Source organism: Streptomyces sp. NPDC048288, assembly GCF_043201555.1.
Classification (GTDB): Bacteria; Actinomycetota; Actinomycetes; order Streptomycetales; family Streptomycetaceae; genus Streptomyces.
The window spans coordinates 724,160-742,256 of record NZ_JBICZD010000001.1 but is presented as its reverse complement, the minus strand read 5'-3'; the positions used below and the strand labels follow the sequence as shown (position 1 = coordinate 742,256).

16 protein-coding genes are annotated in these 18,097 nt (G+C 71.3%); 7 read left to right on the top strand and 9 right to left on the bottom strand.

Translation table 11 applies throughout. The features are described from left to right. Positions 1-87: 87 nt before the first annotated feature. The gene (locus ACGFZS_RS03240; RefSeq protein ID WP_393793673.1) at positions 88-543 is read right to left on the bottom strand and encodes an Rrf2 family transcriptional regulator; all 456 of its coding nucleotides are present in this window, start codon (positions 541-543) and stop codon (positions 88-90) included. A 169-nt stretch (positions 544-712) separates the two neighbouring features. On the opposite strand from ACGFZS_RS03240, the gene ACGFZS_RS03235 reads away from it, so the two are divergent. The 3 genes from ACGFZS_RS03235 to ACGFZS_RS03225 all read left to right on the top strand — a co-directional run bounded on the left by ACGFZS_RS03235 (position 713) and on the right by ACGFZS_RS03225 (position 4,267). Next, positions 713-1,387, top strand: a complete 675-nt coding sequence (locus ACGFZS_RS03235; RefSeq protein WP_393546592.1) for a DUF3105 domain-containing protein — start codon at positions 713-715, stop codon at positions 1,385-1,387. Position 1,388: 1 nt separating this feature from the next. After that, complete coding sequence (locus ACGFZS_RS03230) at positions 1,389-2,018, top strand: DUF305 domain-containing protein (RefSeq protein WP_393793672.1); 630 nt, start codon at positions 1,389-1,391, stop codon at positions 2,016-2,018. 296 nt (positions 2,019-2,314) lie between these two features. Continuing rightward, positions 2,315-4,267, top strand: a complete 1,953-nt coding sequence (locus ACGFZS_RS03225; protein ID WP_393793671.1) for a protease pro-enzyme activation domain-containing protein — start codon at positions 2,315-2,317, stop codon at positions 4,265-4,267. A gap of 105 nt (positions 4,268-4,372) precedes the next feature. On the opposite strand, the gene ACGFZS_RS03220 is transcribed toward ACGFZS_RS03225, so the two are convergent. Further along, on the bottom strand, positions 4,373-4,591 hold the full coding sequence (locus ACGFZS_RS03220) for a hypothetical protein (protein ID WP_393655026.1): 219 nt from the start codon (positions 4,589-4,591) through the stop codon (positions 4,373-4,375). A gap of 173 nt (positions 4,592-4,764) precedes the next feature. Between ACGFZS_RS03220 and ACGFZS_RS03215 the strand changes: the two genes are divergently transcribed. Continuing rightward, positions 4,765-5,217, top strand: a complete 453-nt coding sequence (locus tag ACGFZS_RS03215) for a DUF6082 family protein (protein ID WP_393655024.1) — start codon at positions 4,765-4,767, stop codon at positions 5,215-5,217. A 17-nt stretch (positions 5,218-5,234) separates the two neighbouring features. Here ACGFZS_RS03215 and ACGFZS_RS03210 read toward each other — a convergent pair whose 3' ends face one another. The 5 genes from ACGFZS_RS03210 to ACGFZS_RS03190 all read right to left on the bottom strand — a co-directional run bounded on the left by ACGFZS_RS03210 (position 5,235) and on the right by ACGFZS_RS03190 (position 10,999). Continuing rightward, positions 5,235-5,849: a Uma2 family endonuclease gene (locus ACGFZS_RS03210; RefSeq protein ID WP_393793670.1), complete on the bottom strand. Its 615-nt coding sequence runs from the start codon at positions 5,847-5,849 to the stop codon at positions 5,235-5,237. Positions 5,850-5,998: 149 nt separating this feature from the next. Then, on the bottom strand, positions 5,999-7,222 hold the full coding sequence (locus ACGFZS_RS03205; RefSeq protein WP_393793669.1) for an MFS transporter: 1,224 nt from the start codon (positions 7,220-7,222) through the stop codon (positions 5,999-6,001). Positions 7,223-7,379: 157 nt separating this feature from the next. Then, positions 7,380-8,432: an endonuclease/exonuclease/phosphatase family protein gene (locus tag ACGFZS_RS03200; RefSeq protein ID WP_393793668.1), complete on the bottom strand. Its 1,053-nt coding sequence runs from the start codon at positions 8,430-8,432 to the stop codon at positions 7,380-7,382. 184 nt (positions 8,433-8,616) lie between these two features. Then, positions 8,617-9,282, bottom strand: coding sequence for a TetR/AcrR family transcriptional regulator (locus tag ACGFZS_RS03195; protein WP_393793667.1), 666 nt, complete (start codon positions 9,280-9,282; stop codon positions 8,617-8,619). 118 nt (positions 9,283-9,400) lie between these two features. After that, positions 9,401-10,999 (bottom strand): MFS transporter, encoded by a 1,599-nt coding sequence (locus ACGFZS_RS03190; RefSeq protein WP_393793666.1) that lies wholly within the window; start codon positions 10,997-10,999, stop codon positions 9,401-9,403. 222 nt (positions 11,000-11,221) lie between these two features. Between ACGFZS_RS03190 and panB the strand changes: the two genes are divergently transcribed. After that, entirely contained in the window at positions 11,222-12,097 is an 876-nt protein-coding gene (gene panB, locus ACGFZS_RS03185) for a 3-methyl-2-oxobutanoate hydroxymethyltransferase (RefSeq protein ID WP_393793665.1), read from the top strand. Positions 12,098-12,308: 211 nt separating this feature from the next. Here panB and ACGFZS_RS03180 read toward each other — a convergent pair whose 3' ends face one another. Next, complete coding sequence (locus tag ACGFZS_RS03180; RefSeq protein ID WP_393793664.1) at positions 12,309-12,815, bottom strand: GNAT family N-acetyltransferase; 507 nt, start codon at positions 12,813-12,815, stop codon at positions 12,309-12,311. A 109-nt stretch (positions 12,816-12,924) separates the two neighbouring features. Here ACGFZS_RS03180 and ACGFZS_RS03175 point away from each other — a divergent pair, with 109 nt between their 5' ends. Then, positions 12,925-13,932, top strand: coding sequence for an ATP-binding cassette domain-containing protein (locus ACGFZS_RS03175; RefSeq protein ID WP_393793663.1), 1,008 nt, complete (start codon positions 12,925-12,927; stop codon positions 13,930-13,932). Next, positions 13,929-14,747: an ABC transporter permease gene (locus ACGFZS_RS03170; RefSeq protein ID WP_365680040.1), complete on the top strand. Its 819-nt coding sequence runs from the start codon at positions 13,929-13,931 to the stop codon at positions 14,745-14,747. Before ACGFZS_RS03175 ends, ACGFZS_RS03170 begins: the two co-directional genes overlap by 4 nt. 18 nt (positions 14,748-14,765) lie before the next feature. On the opposite strand, the gene ACGFZS_RS03165 is transcribed toward ACGFZS_RS03170, so the two are convergent. Continuing rightward, positions 14,766-18,041 carry a BTAD domain-containing putative transcriptional regulator gene (locus tag ACGFZS_RS03165; RefSeq protein ID WP_393793662.1) on the bottom strand — a complete coding sequence of 1,092 codons (3,276 nt, stop codon included), beginning with the start codon at positions 18,039-18,041 and terminating at the stop codon, positions 14,766-14,768. Between the last annotated feature and the right edge of the window lie 56 nt (positions 18,042-18,097).

Sequence of the window (18,097 nt, the reverse complement as noted above, 5' to 3'; positions counted from 1 at the left end):
CGCCCCGCCAGGGGCGCGGGGAACTGCGCGAGAAACCACGATGGCGCCGCACCCGCCAGACGGCAGACCGCGGCACCCCGGCAGGCGCTAGACCAACCCCGGCCGCCTGGAAATACCGAGCAGCAAAGCCCCCGTCGGCTCCCCCACCATGTCCGCCACCGTCACCGGGTCCAGCGAGGCGAAGAACGCCTCCTGGGCCCGCCGCAGCGCCCCGCGCAACCGGCACGCGGAGCTGAGCGGGCAGGGCGTGGCGTTGGTCGCGGTGCCGTCGCAGTCGACGACGTCACCGTCGCCCTCGAACCTCCGCACCAGCGCCCCCACCGAGGCCGTACGCCCCTTCTCGGTCAGCGTGAGCCCGCCACCCCGGCCGCGCCGGGCGTCGACCAGCCCGAGGTGCTGCAGTTCGGCGACCACCTTCGCGGCGTGCGTGTACGGCACGTCCATGTCCGCCGCGACCTCGCGGGTCGTCGGGCTGGACTCGCCCGCTACGGCGAGCCGCATCAGGAGACGCAGAGCCAGGTCGGTGGAGCGCAACAGCCTCATGACGGCCAGCGTAGGTAATGCGCATCCGTGATTCAAATTATCGGTTTCCTGTCGATTCGCAGGTCTTTCCAGCTCTTTCCTGTGCCCTCCCTACGACTGGCCCCATCTCCCCCATTACGATCAGCGAGCCCCACCGTCCACGTCCCTTTCCCCCAGAAGGACACACCTCATGGGTTCCGCGAAGAACAAGGCCGCCGGCGCCGAACGCAAGGCGCGCATAGAGCAGATGCGTCGCGCGGAGCAGGCCCGTGAGCGGCGCAACCGGATGCTGACGATCGGCGCGAGCGTCGTGGTCGTGGCCGGTCTCGTCGTCGGCGGTGTGGTGCTCGTCAACTCGCAGTCGGACAAGAGCGACAGCTCCAGTGACGCGAAGGGCAGCTCCGGGGACTCCGGGCACTTCACCACCGGCAGCGACGGCGTGCGCACCTGGTCGGGCAAGCTCTCCCGCACCCATGTCACGGGGACCGTGAAGTACCCGATGCACCCGCCGGTCGGCGGCAACCACAACCCGGTGTGGCTCAACTGCAACGGCAACGTCTACACCAAGGCCGTGAAGGACGAGAACGCCGTGCACGCGCTCGAACACGGCGCGGTCTGGGTGACGTACACCGACAAGGCGAAGAAGTCCGACGTGGACACGCTGGCGGCGAAGGTGAAGCAGACGCCGTACTCGCTGATGAGCCCGTACACGAACCAGACCTCCCCGATCGAGCTGTCGGCGTGGGGCCACCAGCTGAGCGTGACGAGCGCCGACGACCCGAAGGTCGCGAAGTTCTTCGAGACGTACGTACAGGGCAAGCAGACCCCGGAGCCGGGCGCCTCCTGCACCGGCGGGACGATGTGACGTGAGGAAGCACATCGGCTGGATCGCCGGGACCACGGCGGCCGTGCTGGTCGCGGCCGGTGCGATCACCTACGCGGTCGCCGAGGACGGGGGCGGCTCCGGCCAGGGCGTGCCGAGCGCGGACGGGGCCGACGCGGGGTTCGCGCGGGACATGGCGGTCCACCACCAGCAGGCCGTGGAGATGTCGTACATCGTCCGCGACCGCACGACGGACACGGACGTACGGCGGCTCGCCTACGACATCGCGCAGACGCAGGCCAACCAGCGCGGCATGCTGCTGGGCTGGCTGGACCTGTGGGACCTGCCGAAGGTGTCGGCGAAGCCGCCGATGTCCTGGATGGGCATGGGCGACATGCCCGAGCGCGGGGACGGCTCGCTGATGCCGGGCATGGCGACCGACACGGAGCTGAAGAAGCTCGGGACCCTGAACGGCAAGCAGGCGGAGATCTTCTACCTGCAGCTGATGACGGACCACCACAAGGGCGGCATCCACATGGCCGAGGGATGCGTGGCCAAGTGCACCGTCGAGGTGGAGAAGAACCTCGCGCAGGGCATGGTGGACGCGCAGCAGTCCGAGCTGGCGACGATGAAGCAGATGCTGAAGGAGCGGGGCGCGAAGCCGCGCGACTGAACGGGCGCACAACGGCCGTACAACCGGGGGGATTTGTCGACTTAACGGCACCGCAAGGGCCTGCCGACAATCGCAATCAATCCGTAACGTTCGGCGTGCGACCGAAAACCGGCCAAAGACCCCCAATAAAGGCCCACTTGGGGTTTCCTTGGCTCTTTCATTCCCCTGGCATGAACAGTTCACCGAAAGAGTGACGTCCACCGCGTGATCGATTCACGGGCCGTTCCGCCGCTGGCCTCCTGGTGATCACGCGCGACCGACCACTCCATGCGACGAACCGCATAGCAGGGGGCAGTATGAGATCCAACCGTGCCAAGGTGCGGGCCAGCGTGAGCATGGCAGCGACACTGCCGATGATCGCCGGCGCGCTCGCGCTCGGCATACCCGCGGCGCACGCCGCGGACAACCCGGCCCGTGACACCCTCAAGGGCACCAAGCCCACCTGGGCCACGGCCAAGGCGGACAAGGGCGCCACCAGCAACAGCGCGCAGGTCAAGGCCCGGGTCTACCTGGCCGGCCAGGACGCCAAGGGCCTCGCGGCCTACGCGAAGGCGGTGTCCGACCCGAGCTCGCCGCTGTACGGCAAGTACCTCAGCGCCCAGCAGGTGCAGGCCCGCTACGGCGCCACCAAGGCCCAGGTGAAGGCCGTCAAGTCCTGGCTGACCGCCTCCGGCCTGACGGTCACCGAGGTCACCCAGCACTACATCGCCGTCTCCGGCGACGTCTCCGCCGTCGAGCAGGCGTTCGGCACCCAGCTGCACAACTACGCCAAGGGCTCCAAGACGTACCGCGCCCCGGCGAAGACCGCGTCGGTGCCGGCCTCCGTCAGCTCCGCCGTCCTGACCGTCACCGGCCTGGACAACGCGCCGCACAAGGCGACCCACGACGACACGCTGCCTCCCCCGGCCGGCGTGTTCAAGAACTCCGGGCCGTTCTCGTCGTACTACGGCTCGAACGTCGCGACCTCGCTGCCGAGCGCGTACGGCTCGAAGATCCCGTACGCCGTCCAGGGCTACACCGGCAAGCAGCTGCGGGCCGCCTACGGCGCCGGCTCCTACACCGGCAAGCACGTGCGCGTCGCGATCACCGACGCGTTCGCCTCGCCGACCATCGCCTACGACGCCGGCACCTACGCCAAGGCGCACGGCGACGCGGCCTGGAAGACCAGCCAGCTGCACCAGGTGCTCCCGGCGAACTACACCAACACCGGCGCCGACGAGTGCGACGCCTCCGGCTGGTACGGCGAGGAGACCCTCGACGTCGAGGCCGTGCACGCGGTCGCGCCGGACGCCGACGTCACCTACGTGGGCGCCGCGTCCTGCATGGACAGCGACCTGCTGGACTCCCTCAGCAAGATCGTCGACAACCACCTGGCCGACATCGTCTCCAACTCCTGGGGCGACATCGAGGGCAACGAGACCCCCGACATCGCGGCCGCCTACGACCAGGTCTTCCAGCTGGGCGCGGTGCAGGGCATCGGCTTCTACTTCTCCTCCGGCGACAACGGCGACGAGGTCGCCAACACCGGTACGAAGCAGGTCGACACCCCGGCCAACTCCGCCTGGGTGACCGCGGTCGGCGGTACCTCGCTGGCCGTCGGCAAGGGCGACAAGTACCTGTGGGAGACCGGCTGGGGCACCGAGAAGGCCTCGCTGTCCACCGACGGCAAGAGCTGGACCAACTTCCCCGGCGCGTTCACCTCGGGCGCGGGCGGCGGCACCAGCAAGACGGTGACCGAGCCGTACTACCAGAAGGGCGTCGTCCCGGACTCCCTCGCGAAGGCCAACAGCACCACCGGCAACCGCGTGGTCCCGGACATCTCGGCGATCGCCGACCCCAACACGGGCTTCAAGGTCGGCCAGACCCAGACCCAGGCGGACGGCACCGAGGCGTACAGCGAGTACCGCATCGGCGGCACCTCGCTGGCCGCGCCGGTCATCGCCGCGGTCCAGGCCCTGGCCCAGGAGGCGCGCGGCGGCAAGGCGATCGGCTTCGCCAACCCGCTGATCTACTCCAAGTACGGCACCAAGGCCTACCACGACGTCACCGACAACCCGACCGGCTCCGGTCTCGCCGTCGCCCGCGTCGACTTCGCCAACGGCTACGACGCCACCGACGGCCTGCTGACCTCGGTCCGCAGCCTCGGCAAGGACAGCTCCCTGTCCGCGGTCAAGGGCTACGACGACGTCACCGGCGTCGGCACCCCGGCCGGCGGCTACGTCACCTCGTACCGCAACACCAAGCACTGACCCGCTGAACGAAGGGGCGTGAGGTCCGCACAGGGCCTCACGCCCCTTTGCGTTGCGCCACTTGAGGGAGGCGACGAAGGGGGCCCGGGCGGCGGCGCCGATTCTTCAGGCGCGGTCCCTGCGGTTCATGCGACGTATGGCGCTCACGGTGCCCACGACGGCCACGAGTGCCGACCCGGCGATCGAGATGCGGATGGTCAACGCGTCGGGGAGGTGGTGATGCCGGACCCAGTAGATTCCGTCGGCCAAAGCGACCCCCGCCAGGCAGGCAGCCCAGATCGACAGGGCTTTGGATGCGAACAACCGGAGACGTCTGGCGGCCATGAAGGCATGATGCGGCCACACGCCTGCGCCTGGCCAGAGGACGGGCTACGACGACGGGACCGGCGCGGGCACACGGTTGTGAGGGTTCGGGGAAGGAAGCGGGACTCTGGTTGCCGTCGGTGGGGGCGGCCTGGAGTATCGGCGCAATTGCCGTTGCTCCGGGGGGAGTTGTCGTGCCGATTCTGTTCGCTCTGTTGGCGGCCGCCGGGGTGGCTGTCCTGTTGATGCTGTCGGTGCAGCGCCGCGAGCAGCACCGGGAGACGTTGCGGGCCACTCTGCTGCAGACGCAGGTGGAGCTGTTGAAGGCCGCCGCGGCCGATCCGGAGCTGGCCCGGGCCGCGGCGGGGCCGCAGTTCGGCGGCTCGGAGGGGGAAGAGGCGCGCCGGCACCTGTTCTTCGAGGCGCAGGTGACCGCCTGGGAGCTGCAGTGGCGCATCGGCGCCATGTCCCGGCACCAGCTCCACGCACAGGCCTCGGCGCTGCTGGCCGCCGAGGAGGGGCGCCGGTACTGGGAGCGGGCCCGCGCCAACCGGGCCGGCCTGACCGGCGACGACGACAAGCTGCGCGCCTTCACCAAGGTCTTCGACGAGGCCCGGCAGACGCTGCGGCACGCCGACGCGAGCTGAGCCGACGCGGCCGACGGTCAGTCGGCCTTCTTCTGTGCGGCCTTGAGGATCTGGTCGACATCGAGGGTGACCTGGGCACCGATCGACGCGGGCAGCGTGGCGGTCTCGCCGGGCGAGCACGGACGGTGGTGCTCGTACTGCTCGCCGCTGGGATCGGTGAGCACGTGGACGCGCTGGTGCTTGCGGTCGACGATGACGTAGACCGGAACCTTGGCCTGGGCGTAGGCGAAGGCCTTGGTCTTCAGGTCGTCCTTCCAGTTGCTGGAGGTGACCTCCAGGACGAGACGGAAGCAGACCGGGTCGTAGGCGTTGTTCTCGACGAGGTGGTCGTCGATGTCGGCGTCCACGATCGCGAGGTCGGGGATGGCGTAGTCCTCGGCTCCGGTGGGCAGCCAGAGGCCGACGTTCTGGAGGACCTCGGCGTCGCCATCGTGCAGCCCCGCCGCGATGAAGAGGCACATGAGGTCGGTCAGGACACAGGCATGCCGAGCATCCCGCAACGGGGTGACGAGGAGGTGGCCTCCGATGATCTCGACTCGGTAGCCCGGATGCCGTTCCATGATCTCGTCGGCGATGGCCGCGAGCGAGAAGAATCGGTCGTCGGAGGGCTGCTCGATGACTTCGGCGGGCATGGCGTGTCTCCCGGGGGCGGACGTCGAGAGCATCATCGTGGGCTGATCGGATCGTCGGCGGCCCGTCCGAACGGCTTCACCCGAAGGTGAACATCCCGCCTGCGCCTTGACGGCCGGGGCGCATGGGCGACCCGGCCGGGATGCGGCCGTCAGGAGGAGTGCACCGGCTCCGCGGCCTCCGGGACGTGCGAGGCGATCACGCGTTCGCGGCCGGTGGGCGGAATCGTCCGGCTGCGGTCCACCGCGAAGGCCACGGCGGCGACGCCCAGGCCGAGGATCGCGAGGGCGGCGCCCGCCAGGGCCGGGGAGGTGGCGCCGAAGCCTGCGGCGAGGGCGGCGCCGCCGATCCAGGCGCCGCCGGCGTTGGCGAGGTTGAAGGCGGCCTGGTTGGCGGAGGAGGCGAGGGAGGGGCCCGCGGCGGCGCGCTCCATGACCATGAGCTGGAGGGGCGAGCCGGTGATGAAGGCCGCGATGCCCAACAGGACGACGGCCAGGGCCGCGCTCCACTCCGTTCGCATCAGGACCGGGAAGAGGAGCAGGACGGCGACCATGGACGCGAGGCCGCCGAAGAGCGTGCCGCGCATCGCGTGGTCGGCGAGGCGGCCGCCGACGAGGTTGCCGATGGTGGCGCCGACGCCGAAGAGGGCGAGGAGGAGGGTGACGCTGCCTTCGGCGTAACCGGCGGAGTGGGTCAGCATCGGCGTGATGTAGCTGTACGCGGAGAAGAGGGCGCCGAAGCCGACCACCGTGGTGGCGAGGGCCAGCCAGACCGGCAGGGAGCGCAGGGCGGTGAGTTCGCCGCGCAGGCCGGAGGCGGGGGCCGGGGTGTGCGTGGGGTGGATCAGGAAGTACACCGCGGCCATCGCCGCGACGCCGATCAGGCTCACGCCGAGGAAGGTGGCCCGCCAGCCGAGGTGCTGGCCCATGAGGGTGGCGACCGGGACGCCCGCGATGTTGGCGACCGTCAGGCCCATGAACATCAGGGAGACCGAGCGGGCCTTGCGCTCCGGGGCCACCAGGCCGGTGGCGACGACCGCGCCGACGCCGAAGAACGCGCCGTGCGGGAGGCCGCTGAGGAAACGGGCGGCGAGCAGGGAGTCGTAGCCGGGGGCCAGCGCCGAGAGCGCGTTGCCGGCCACGAACAGGCCCATCAGGGAGACGAGGACCGTGCGGCGGGGCAGGCGCGCGGTGAGCGCGGCCAGGAGCGGGGCGCCTATGACGACGCCCAGCGCGTACGCCGAGACCAGGTGGCCGGCGGTCGGGATCGAGATGTGCAGGTCGTCGGCGACGTCGGGCAGCAGCCCCATCATCACGAATTCGGTGGTGCCGAGACCAAAAGCGCCGACGGCCAGGGCGAGCAGGGCCAGGGGCATGAAGGGCTTTGCCTTTCGGGGAGCGGGGTTCGCGGGGTTCCGTGCTTTCTAAGTTCAGCTACGGAACAAAGTGTCCCAGCTCCAGTATTCCGGCAGGTTACGACCCGGTGTCCGATTGTCCTTACAAGGGCGAAGACGCCTCGCTGACCAGCGGGTTTTACGAACCCGATGTGGTCAGGTTCACACGTGCGGCGATCGGCAGGTGATCGCTGCCGGTCCGCGGCAGGGTCCAGGAGCTCTCCGGCTCCACGCCCCTGACCATGATCTGGTCGATCCTGGCCATCGGGAACGAGGCCGGCCAGCTGAACCCGAACCCACTGCCCGCCGCGCCCTGCGTGGAACGCAGCTGCGAGGTGACGGCGTTGAGGGAGCGGTCGTTCATGGTGCCGTTGAGGTCGCCGAGGAGGATCACCCGCGGCAGGCTCTCGTCGGCGATGGCCTCGCCCAGCGCGTCCGCGCTCTTGTCCCGCTGCCGGGCGGTGAACCCGGCGTTCATCTTCACGCGGACGGAGGGGAGATGGGCGACGTACACCGCGAGCGGGCCGTCCGGCGTGGCGACCGTGGCGCGCATGGCCCGTACCCAGCCCAGTTTGATGTCGACGGCCTTCACCCCGGTCAGCCGGTACTTGCTCCACAGCCCGACGGTGCCCTCGACCGCGTGGTACTTGTACGTCGACGCCAGCGCCTTCTCGTACGTCGGTACGGCCGACGCCTTCAGTTCCTCCAGGGCCACCACGTCGGCCCCGGAGGCGGCGAGGCTCGTCGCCGTACCGGCCGGGTCGGGGTTCTCGGCGTTGACGTTGTGCGTGGCCACCGTGAAGTCGCCGCCGGTGCCGGCCTTGTCGGTGAGTAGTCCGCCGAACATGTTCAGCCAGACGATGAACGGGAGCAGCACGGCGATCAGGGCCGTCGCCGACTTGCGCACCACGCCGATCAGGAAGAGCACCGGGATCAGCAGGCCCAGCCACGGCAGGAACGTCTCGGTGAGACTGCCGAGGTTGCCGACGGCGTTGGGGATGCGGGAGTGCAGCAGCAGCACACCGGCCAGCAGCAGCGCCACCGCGCCGGTGACGATGCCCCGGCGCCAGATCCGCGGATCGTCGCGCCAGCCGGACAGCAAGCGGTTCACCAGGCGCCGGAACCGGTCTCCTCGACGCTCGGGTCCCGAGCCGCCGTTGTCCGTCTCCGTCATGTACGCCTGCTGCGCCATACCGTCTGCCTCACAACCTGCCGTGCACACCGTCGTCCCCCGGGATACGACCCTAGGGGATGATCGGCTCCGTTCCCGCCGTCCCATGACGGCCGTACGGAAGACGAGGACGAACAAGCCGATGGTCGGGGTTCCGGTTACCGGCGGTCCGGCCAGCACTGTGACGAAACGCGCACACTCCCGCTCACGGCTCCGCCGGCGTTTCCGGTGTGCCGACGGCCGTACCGGTGGGCGTGCTGACGGGCCGTAGGCCGGCCAGCACCTCGTCCACGATCTGCTCGGCCAGGCCCTCGGGGAGTTCCGCGTCCGGGCGCAGGACGGCCCTGAGCAGCATCGGGCCGGTGAACATGTCGTTGGCCAGGTCGATGTCGATGTCGGCGCGGAGTTCGCCGTTGCGCTGGCCGCGCATCAGCACCTGCCGGCCCAGTTCGCGGCGGGGGTTCACCACGTTGGTGTGGTAGGCCTTCCAGATGCGGGGGCTGCTCTTCATCTGGGCGTAGACGTTGTGCAGGATCGCCGACGAACGGTTCATCAGCCCGCGCTGCCGCAGCGATTCGAGCAGGACGACGAGGTCGTCGCGCATGGAGGTGCCGGGGAGTTCGGGGTCGGGGGGCTCGGCGGCGCGCATCACGTCGACGAAGAGCTCGTCCTTGCCGTTCCAGCGGCGGTAGATGGTGGCCTTGCCGACGCCGGCGGTCCGCGCGATCCGCTCGATCGACAGCTCACCGAGCGGAACGCCGTCCTCCAGGAGCTTCATCACCCCCTCCAGGATGGCGATCTCCACCGCCTCGCTGCGGGGGCGGCCCCTGGCCGGACCCACGGACCGCGGGCCGCTGTCGGCAAGCGTCACGTCATACCGTCCTCTCACTGGCTGCGGGTGATTCTCCCGCAGCCGAAGCCTCCCCCCGTGGATCCCCCGTCGATCCCCCGTCGATCCCCGTCGATCCCCCCCGTCACCGCGCGGCGGTTCACTCCGCCGCGACGACCAACTCCTGCTCCCGTTCGCCCTGCTGACCGGCCGGCGGCCGGCCCGGCAGGAAGAGGGCCACGACCACGGCGCCGATCAGCGCCACACCCGCGCCGCACAGGGCGGTGAGGTGCATGGCGTGCAGGAAGGCGTCATTGGCGGGCGTGACCAGGGCCTTGCCCTGCGCCCCGAGCCTGCTCGCGACACCGAGGGTGGCCTCGATGGACTCGCCGGCCGTGTCGCGCAGCCCGGGCGGCAGCGCGCCGAGCTTGCCCTCGATGCCGTTGCGGTACGACGTGGAGAGCACCGAGCCGAGCACGGCGATGCCGAGGGCGCCGCCGACCTGGCGGAAGGTGTTGCTGAGCGCGGAGGCGGAGCCGGCCTTCTCGCGGGGCAGCGCCTGCATGATGACGACCGAGGTCGGCGTCATGATGTGCGCCATGCCGAGGCCCATGAGGAAGAAGACGACCTCCAGGATCCAGATCGGCGTGTCGGCCTCGAAGGTGGCGAAGGCACCCAGGGTGGCGGCGATCAGCACCAGGCCGCCCGTGGTGGTGGCCTTGTTGCCGATCCGGTCGACGACCAGCCGGGCCCGCGGCGCGAAGATGATCTGCGCGACGGCCAGCGGGAGCAGCAGCAGACCGGACTGCAGCGGCGAGTAGCCGCGCACGCTCTGGGTGTAGAAGACGGAGAAGAAGGTCACGCCCATCAGCGCGAAGAAGACCAGCGCGATGGCGGCCATGGCGGCCGAGAAGACCTTGTTCTTGAAGTAGGTGACGTCCAGGGACGGGTGGTCGCTGCGCTTCTCGTAGATCACGAAGCCGGCGAGGACCGCGACGCCGGCGAAGATGGTCGCGAGCACCTTGGCGTCGGTGAAGTCGGCGAGCTCGCCGCCCTTGATGATGCCGTAGACGAGCAGCACCAGACCGACGACGGAGAGCACCACGCCGACGGGGTCGAGGCGGCCCGGGCGCGGGTCGCGCGAGTCGGGCACCAGCCAGATCATCAGGACCAGGGCGATGATCACGATCGGGACGTTGATGAGGAAGACCGAGCCCCACCAGAAGTGGTCGAGCAGCACACCGCCGGTGATCGGGCCGATGGCGATGGCGAGGCCGACACCGCCGGCCCAGATGCCGATGGCCTTGGGCTGCTCCTGCCGCTCGAAGACGTTCATCAGGACGGCGAGGGTGGCGGGCATCACGAAGGCGGCACCGAGGGCCATCAGCGCGCGGTAGCCGATCAGCTGGTCCGCCGAGCCGGACTCGGCGGCCAGCGCGGACCCGATGCCGAACACGACGATGCCGCCGATCAGCACCTTCTTGCGGCCGAGCCGGTCACCGACGAGACCGGCCGTGAACAGCAGGCCCGCGAAGACCAGGGTGTAGGCGTTGATCGCCCACTCCAGCTGGCTCTGGGTGGCGCCGAGGCCGGTCGGCGCCGGGGTGGAGATGGTCTTGACCGCGACGTTCAGGATCGAGTTGTCGAGCACCACGATCAGCAGGCTCAGCATGAGCACGCCGAGGATGGCCCAGCGGCGGCGGTGCACCGCCTCGGGTATCCGGGGGCCCGGCGGAGCGTGGTCGGCAGGAGTTGTCATGCCGACGAGCCTAGGCCCATTTCAATACGGCACCGTCTCGTATCTGAATTCCTTTACCCAGACCTTACGCAACGCGACATGCCGGGGCCACCGTGGCCGAACGTCGATGACCGATGGATCACACGGAGGTCCCCTGGCCGAGGAGGGCACGAAGTGCCACCATGGAACCGGTCCGGGGACACCGTGAGGGTGCCTCGAGATGACTTGTTAGGAGCCGTTGTCATGACGCAGCTTTCGGCTGCCCAGACTGTGCAGAACAGCCCCTCCGACGGCAGCAGGACGCTGTACGGGGGTAAGGGCACGCGCCGCATCACGGTCCGCGACATCGCCCTCGCCAAGGAACGCGGCGAGAAGTGGCCCATGCTCACCGCGTACGACGCGATGACCGCCTCCGTCTTCGACGAGGCCGGGATCCCGGTCCTCCTGGTCGGCGACTCGGCGGGCAACTGCCACCTCGGGTACGAGTCGACGGTGCCCGTCACCCTCGACGAGATGACGATGCTGTCGGCGGCCGTGGTCCGCGGCACCCAGCGCGCCCTGATCGTCGGCGACCTGCCCTTCGGCTCCTACCAGGAGGGCCCGGTGCAGGCGCTGCGCTCGGCGACCCGGCTGGTGAAGGAGGCCGGCGTGGGCGCCGTCAAGCTGGAGGGCGGCGAGCGCTCCCACGAGCAGATCCGGCTCCTCGTCGAGTCCGGCATCCCCGTGATGGCGCACATCGGCCTGACCCCGCAGTCCGTCAACGCCATGGGCTACCGGGTGCAGGGCCGCGGCGAGGAGGCGGCCCAGCAGCTGCTGCGCGACGCGAAGTCGATCCAGGACGCGGGCGCGTTCGCGGTCGTCCTCGAACTGGTTCCGGCGGAGCTGGCGGCCGAGGTGACCCGGGTGCTGCACATCCCGACGGTCGGCATCGGCGCCGGTCCCGACACCGACGCGCAGGTTCTCGTCTGGACCGACATGCTGGGCCTGACCTCGGGCCGGGTGCCGAAGTTCGTCAAGAAGTACGCGGACCTGCGCGAGGTCATGGGCAACGCGGCGAGGGCGTACGCCGAGGACGTCGTGGGCGGGGGGTTCCCGTTGGAGGAGCACTCCGTCCACTGAGCACGCCGTTGAGGTAGAGCCGCGATGGGCCGTCTTTCGGCTGACGGCTTCGTCGTGGCTGGTCGCGCAGTTCCCCGCGCCCCTACGGGGCGCGTCCTTCGGGGCGCGTCCTTCGGGGCGTGTCCTTCGGGGTGCTGTCCAGAGCCACTGTGGAAACACCGAGGCCGGCCCGCCGATCTTCCCCCGTCGGCGGGCCGGCTGCCGTTCGGGGTCAGTGGGGTGCGGGTCGGGTCCAGCGGAGTTCGCCGTCCTGGCGGATGTCGGTGGGGAGCAGGCCGGCGGCTGTGGCGACCGCGGCCGAGGCGTGGTGGTCGGGGTGGATGTGGGCGATGACCGTGGGCACGTGCTGCCGGGTGAGCCAGTCGGTGAGGGCGCGGGCCGCCTCCGTGGCGATGCCCCGGCCCTGCCACGGGGTGCCGACCACCCAGGCGATCTCCGCGACGGGGCCGTCGACCGTCGCCTGGACGTAGCCGGTGAGGCAGGAGTCGGGGCGGAGGCGGATCACCCAGTTCAGCCAGGAGACGGCGGGGTCGGGGGAGCCGGTGGTGAGGCGCCGGTAGCGGGAGCGGAGGGCCTCGGGGGTGTCCGGTGTGCCGCCGGTGAAGGCGTGCAGGGCCGGGTCGCGGAGCGCCGCGGCCATCTCCTCGGCGTGGTCGACGCGCAGCGGCAGCAGGTCGAGCCGGTCGGTGGTGATGGCCTGGGCCGCGAGTGTGGTCACGCCGTGAAAGGTACGCCCCCGTCCGTGTCGCCGGGCTGTCGGCGGCTGTCGGCCGGGGTGTAGGCGGGCTGTCGGCGGTTTGTCGGTACGGCCTGGCACGGTTCTTCCCATGACGCGAAACGACAACAACGCCGTGACCGTTCGGGGGCTGGTGAAGCACTACGGCGACACCAAGGCGCTCGACGGAGTTGATCTGGACGTCCGCGAGGGCACCGTGATGGGGGTCCTCGGACCCAACGGGGCCGGCAAGACGACCCTGGTGCGCATCCTGTCCACGCTGCTGAAGCCGGACGCCGGCGAGGCGACCGTCGCCGGGTACGACGTGCTGCGCCAGCCCCGCCAGCTGCGCCGGGTGATCGGCCTGACCGGGCAGTACGCCTCGGTCGACGAGAAGCTGCCCGGCTGGGAGAACCTGTACATGATCGGGCGCCTCCTCGACCTGCCGCGCAAGGACGCCCGGGCCCGCGCCGACGAGCTGCTGGAGCGGTTCTCGCTGACCGACGCCGCCAAGCGGCCGGCCTCCACCTACTCCGGCGGTATGCGGCGCCGGCTCGACCTCGCCGCCTCGATGATCGGCCACCCCCAGGTGCTGTACCTGGACGAGCCGACCACCGGTCTCGACCCGCGCACCCGCAACGAGGTGTGGGCCGAGGTCAAGACGATGGTCGGCGAGGGGGTGACCGTGCTGCTCACCACCCAGTACATGGAGGAGGCCGAGCAGCTCGCCACCGAACTGACCGTCGTGGACCACGGGAAGGTCATCGCGAACGGCAAGGTGGAGGAGCTGAAGGCGAAGGTCGGGGGGCGGACGCTGCGCGTCCGGCCGGTCGATCCGCTGCAGATGCGGCCGCTCGCCGCGATGATCGACGAGCTGGGGATCACCGGGCTCGCCTCCACCACCGTGGACACCCAGAGCGGCACCCTGCTGGTGCCGATCCTCAGCGACGAGCAGCTGACCGCCGTGGTCGGCGCCGTCACCGCGCGCGGCATCACCATCAGCTCCATCACCACCGAACTGCCCAGCCTGGACGAGGTGTTCCTGTCCCTCACCGGCCACCGCGCCAGTGCCCCGCAGGACGCCACGCCCGCCGACGACCGCCAGGAGGTCGCCGTATGAGCGCCGCCACCGCAACCGCCCCCCATGCCGCGGACGGCCGTATCCCGCTACGCGGGCACCTGCGGCACACCGGGGCCCTGATCCGCCGCAACCTGCTGTGGATCCGGCAGGACCCCGAGTCGATGTTCGACGCGATCCTGATGCCGGTCGTGTTCACGCTGCTGTTCGTGTACGTCTTCGGCGGCTCGATCGGGCAGGCGCTCGGCGGCGGTCAGGACGGGTACGTCCAGTACGTCATCCCGGGCATGATCGCGATGATGAGCATGACGCTCTCGCAGGGGGTCGGCACCGGCTTCAGCCAGGACTTCAACTCCGGTGTGATGGACCGGTTCCGGTCGCTGCCGATCGGGCGCGGCTCGGTGCTGTTCGCGAAGATCTCGGTCGAGCTGGTGCGGATGCTGTTCGCGACGGCCGTGCTGATGATCGTCGCCGTGCTGGTCGGGTTCCACATCACCCACTGGGCCGGGCTGTTCGCCGCGGTGGGCCTGTCCGCGGTGTTCGCCTCGTCGATCATGTGGGTGTTCCTCACCCTGGGCGTGATCCTGAAGAACGCGCAGTCCGTGCAGGCGATGGGGTTCCTGGTGCTGTTTCCGCTGCAGTTCGGCTCGTCGATCTTCGCGCCGACGAACTCGATGCCGGGCTGGCTGCAGGCCTTCACCGACTACAACCCGCTGTCCACGCTGGCCGACGCGGCGCGCGGACTGATGGTGGGCGGCCCGGTCGCGCACGACCTGTGGGTGACGCTGGGCTGGTCGGTGGCGATCACGGCGGTGGCGGCACCGTACGCGATCCACAAGTTCCGCACGAAGAGCTGACGTTCACCGGCACACTCGTCAGATCAGGGCGGTGACCTCCACGAGGGAGAGGTCACCGCCCTCGGCGTACGCGGACGCGTAGGCCCCGTCGTCGGCGAGGGCGGCCCGGACCCGGTCCTCCGCCCGTTCGCGGGTGGTGCGCTCCATGCCGACGGCGACATGGCCGGCCGGCACCAGGGCGGCGGCGGCGCCCAGGCAGCGGGCGGCGTCCCGGGCCCGGGTGCCCCCGTCGGCACCGGCCAGGGCGACCGCGGCGACGGTCATGCAGACGGACGGCAGATGCGGGGTGATGGCCTCGCTCAGCGGGTCGGCGGCGAGCAGCAGGGCCTGCCGGATCTTGTCCAGGGCCGCCCCGGAGAGGCCGTCGAGGGCGTCCGCCCAGGCCTCCTGGGTGAGGATCAGGGCGTCGAAGACGACGAAGTGCGCGATCTTGAACTCGTGGCGCAGCAGCCGGAGTTGCTCGCGGGCGTCGTCGAGGTGGCCGTTCAGCAGGAGCCACGAGGTGAGGAAGAGCCGGGCGGCGGGCATCGCCTCGTTGCTCAGCACGTCGTTCTCGGCGATGACCTCGCGCAGCAGCCGTTCGCCGCGCTCGCTCTCGCCCGACTCGATCAGCACGCTGCCGAGGCGGGCGTTGAGCACGGCGACCTGGGAGCGGGCGCCGAGCAGGGCGGCGTGCTCGATGGCGGCCTCGTAGTCCGCGGCCGCCGCCGGGTACTCGCCCCGGCGCTCCCGGGACTCGGCCCGCGCCGAGAAGGCCTCGGCGGCGCCCCAGTCGTCCCCGAGGCGCTCGAAGAGCTCCAGTGCCTCGTCCGCGTCGCGGGTGGCGTCTCCCGCCCAGGCCATGTGGTTGGCGAGCAGGTTGCCGCGCATCGCGAGGGAGGCGGCCAGCTCCCAGTCGTAGCCGGGCGTCCGCCGGCAGGTGTCGACGGCGGCGTCGAGGACGGTCCGCAGCCGGTCCAGGCCGCCGGTCAGCATCACGGCGAAGATCCAGAACATGCCGGGGGCCCGGCAGGTCTGCGGCAGGCCGGGCTCGTAGGCCTCGGTGACGGCCCGCAGCTTGGCCTGCGCCTCGGGGGTCTGCCAGATGTCCAGCTCCGTGTCCATGCAGGCCAGATGGGCCAGATGGAGACCGCGCCGGGCCTCTTCGAGGACCTCGCCGGTGTACGGCGGCGGGGCCTCGGTGCAGCGCCGCCAGACCGGTTCGGCGCGGCGGAGCGGTGCCGCGTAGGGGTCGGGGCCGAGGGTCATCACGTCGGCGCACCAGGTGCGGGTCTCGATGCGCTGGTCGTGCAACTGCCAGTACCAGAACAGGGAGTGCAGCAGGCAGAGCCCCTCCTGCTCGTCCCGCACGGCCACCGCGTGCCGCAGGGCGGTGCGCAGGTTCTCGTACTCCAGCTGGAACCGCGCGATGGCGGCCCGCTGGCCGGGGCCGCGCAGCAACGGGTCGGTGGTGCGGGCGAGTTCGCGGTAGTACGTCAGATGGGCGCGCTCGGCGGCGGCCCGTTCACCGCTCTCGTCGAGGCGTTCGCCGGCGTACTCGGCGACGGTCTCCAGGAGCCGGTAGCGCATCTCGCCGTTCCCGGCCGAAGGGGCCGCCACCACCAGGGACTTGTCGACCAGGGAGCCGAGCGCGTCGAGGGCGGCGGGGCCGCAGACGGCCTCGGCGGCGGCCAGGTCGCAGCCGCCCGCGAAGACGGAGAGCCGGCCGAGGACGTCCCGTTCGCCGGCGTCGAGCAGGTCCCAGGACCAGTCGACGACCGCGCGCAGGGTCTGCTGGCGGGGCAGCACGGTACGGCTGCCGGAGGTGAGCAGGCGGAAGCGGTCGTCGAGCCGGTCGGCTATCTGGCGCGGGGTGAGCATCCGCAGCCGGGCGGCAGCCAGTTCGATGGCGAGGGGCAGTCCGTCCAGGCGGCGGCAGATCTCGGCGCAGGCCGCCGCGGTCTCCTCGTCGGCGTCGACGGTGAAGCCGGGCCGGGCCGCGGCGCCCCGGTCGGCGAGCAGCCGGAGCGCCTTCGGCCCGGGCAGCGGCTCCACCGGGCGCAGCAACTCCCCCGGCACGCCGAGGGGTTCGCGGCTGGTGGCGAGGATCGTCAGGTCCGGGCAGCGTTCCAGGAGCTGGGCCGCGAGGTCGGCGGCCGCGTCCACGACGTGCTCGCAGTTGTCGAGGACGATCAGCATCCGGCGCCGGGCGCAGTGCTCGACGAGCCGCCCGACCGGGTCGTCGTGCCGGTCGGCGGCGGCCCGCATGCCCTCGGCGCCGGCGCCGTACAGCACGGTCTCGCGGGCGCCGAGCGCGCTGAGCACGGCCTCGGGGACGGCGGCCGGGTCGTCGACGGGGGCCAGCTCGGCCAGCCAGATCCCGTCCCGGGCGGCGTACCGCACGGTCTCGGCGGCCTCCTGCGACAGCCGGGTCTTGCCGGCCCCGCCGGGCCCGAGCAGCGTGACCAGGCGGGCGGAGCCGAGGTCGCCCCGGATGGCCTCGATGTCGGCCTCGCGCCCGACGAAGGAGGTGAGCCGGGCCCGCAGGTTGCCGGGCCGGGCCGGGGCCTCGGCGGCCACCGCGGGCGCCGGGTCCAGCAGCTCGGCGTGCAGCGACCGCAGCTCAGGACCGGGGTCGGAACCCAGCCGGTCGGCGAGCAGACGGCGTACGGCGTCGTAGGCGGCCAGCGCCTCGGCGGTGCGGCCGGTGCCGTGAAGGACGCGCAGGCGCAGCGCCTGGAGCGGCTCGTCCAGGGGGTGGGCGTCGCACAGGGCGGTCAGCTCGGGCAGGGACTGCTCGGCCTGGCCGAGGGCGAGGGCGGCGGTGTGGCGGGCCCGCAGCGCGTCCAGGCGGCGGACGTCGACGCGGGCGGCCTCGGCGGTGCGGTCGGGCAGGTCGGCGAGGGCCGGGCCGTGCCACAGGGCGAGGGCGTCGTCGAGGACGGTGGCCGCCTTGGCGGGGTCGCCGTCGGCGAGGGCGCGCAGGCCCTCGCCGGTGAGCCGCTCGAAGCGGTGCAGGTCGACGTCGTCGGGGGCGGCGGCGAGCCGGTAGCCGCCCTCGGTGGAGTCGATCGCGTCCGCGCCGAGCGCCCGCCGCAGCCGGCCGACCAGCGCCTGCAGCGCGCCGCTGGCGTCGGCGGGGGGCTCGTCGCCCCAGACCTCGTCGACGAGCAGCCCGGCGGGCACCCCGCGCCCCGCCCGCAGGGCGAGCACGGTCAGCAGGGCACGCAGCCGCGCCCCGCCCACGGGGACGGCCGTGCCGTCGGGGCGGAGTGCCTGGGTGGTGCCGAGGATCCGGTAGCGCACGGGGTCCATTGTCCCTGGGGACGCCGGTGACGGTCACGGGGTTTCGCCGACGGGGGTGTCGCCGC